The organism is Burkholderia sp. HMSC10F09 (assembly GCF_001806955.1).
In the GTDB taxonomy this organism is placed as follows: Bacteria; Pseudomonadota; Gammaproteobacteria; order Burkholderiales; family Burkholderiaceae; genus Burkholderia; species Burkholderia multivorans.
Genome location: NZ_KV786785.1, coordinates 1 through 1,520, shown reverse-complemented (window position 1 = coordinate 1,520; position 1,520 = coordinate 1). Strand labels below are relative to the sequence as shown.

Below are 1,520 nucleotides of genomic sequence, written 5' to 3'. Positions count from 1 at the left end.
GGGTGTTCGCAGTTGAATCTGGGGTACATCACGCGTATTGCGGGGAATGCGGGGCGGCAGGAGGAGCGGGGTCGAGGCTTTGAGCTTGCAACGGGTTTGTGGGGGGTAGTGCGATCGGCGATGGGAATGCTGATTACCACCCAAGGTAGGCCGGGAGCGGATGGGCAAGTAAAGAGCATGTCCGAGACGCTGTCCCAACTCGACGACGCCCATAGGCTTCACGACTTCATGAGCAAGGCGGCTCAGGAGGCGGAGGCGCAGGATGTCGACGGGCACCAGTCGGATGTGGCCAAAGCGATTTCCCGACAGAACGAACAGATTCGCGGCCGAGCAAGCGAGGCGAATCCGTTTGCCGAATTGGCCGAGCCGCATCTCGTGATTGCCGGCAAGGCAGGCGTTCAACTCGTTACGCCCGCCACCGCGCACGTCGCTGCGCAACAGGTCGCGGTGACCAGCGAGGGGCATGTCGGGATCGCGAGCGGCAGCAGTTTTTTCGCCAGCATACGCGACACCATCCGTTTCGTCGCCCAAAAGGGGATCGTGAAATTTGTTTCAGCGGCCGGCGATATCGTGCTTCACGCGTTGACGCAATCGATCGTTGCGCGTGCGCAGAAACAGATCCTTCTCGAGGCAGACGAAATCATCTTGCGCGGGAAGCGAAAAATCCGTTTCGAGGTCAACGGTAGTTTCACGAATATGGATGCGTCGGGAATCGTGCACGGCACGTCCGGAAAATTTCTTGCCCATGCGTCGTTTCACCAGCTTCCGGGGCCTTTGAGCCAGGCAGTCGATCTCGCTCCGAAGAAGATTTGTATCGAATGCTTGATGAAGGCAGCGCGAAGTGGGACGGCACTTGTATTGAGATAGACGGGGAGACCTGGAAAGTGAAGTTTTCTGATGATGTGACGCTTGGACGCCAAGAACCTTAACGAGGCGGTCGGGAAAATCGCACAACGCGCTGAGGCGTGAGTGTAGTTCTCTAGCGATAGAGGTATCGAATGACAGCAAATCGATTGAGTGGGGTTCTTGTGGTCCTGCTGGTGTTTGTCGCGGGATGCGCTGGTTTGCATGCCGATGAGTCGTCTACGGTCGAGATGCCGAAGACAGTCGAGCTGAATAGTGGTGATTCACGTTCGATGAATTATACGCCGTGGTACATCCACACATTCTCGATTTCTGGGCCGAAGGGAACAAGAATCGGTGGTGGAGGTGGGAACATGTCGCCGATGGAAGAGGACGGTTATCCAGGGCATTCGGGAGGCCAATGCTGTACGCGTTACCCCAGAGAATGGCAGCCTGACCTGCGGTTGACGGTGCGGTGGTTGGTCGACAAAAAGAACGAGAAGACGTCGGGCTGGTACAAGGCCGAGAATGTTCGAATTCCGCAGTATGACGGAAGCCGATCAGGGGGCGTATGGGCGATCTTTTTACCGGGAGATCGGGTCAAGCTTATGGTGGCTGACGGCAACGCCAATGGTCGTAATTCGGTAGCGGTACGTCCGGGAGACGACGATCCTGAT

General features: G+C 57.0%; 2 protein-coding genes. Both read left to right on the top strand.

The window, feature by feature from the left end:
* Positions 1-12: 12 nt before the first annotated feature.
* Positions 13-867, top strand: coding sequence for a type VI secretion system Vgr family protein (locus tag HMPREF3115_RS18470; RefSeq protein ID WP_256276265.1), 855 nt, complete (start codon positions 13-15; stop codon positions 865-867).
* A 131-nt stretch (positions 868-998) separates the two neighbouring features.
* Positions 999-1,520 (top strand): DUF3304 domain-containing protein (locus HMPREF3115_RS29575; protein WP_083302241.1); only part of this gene is annotated, 522 nt, incomplete at its 3' end.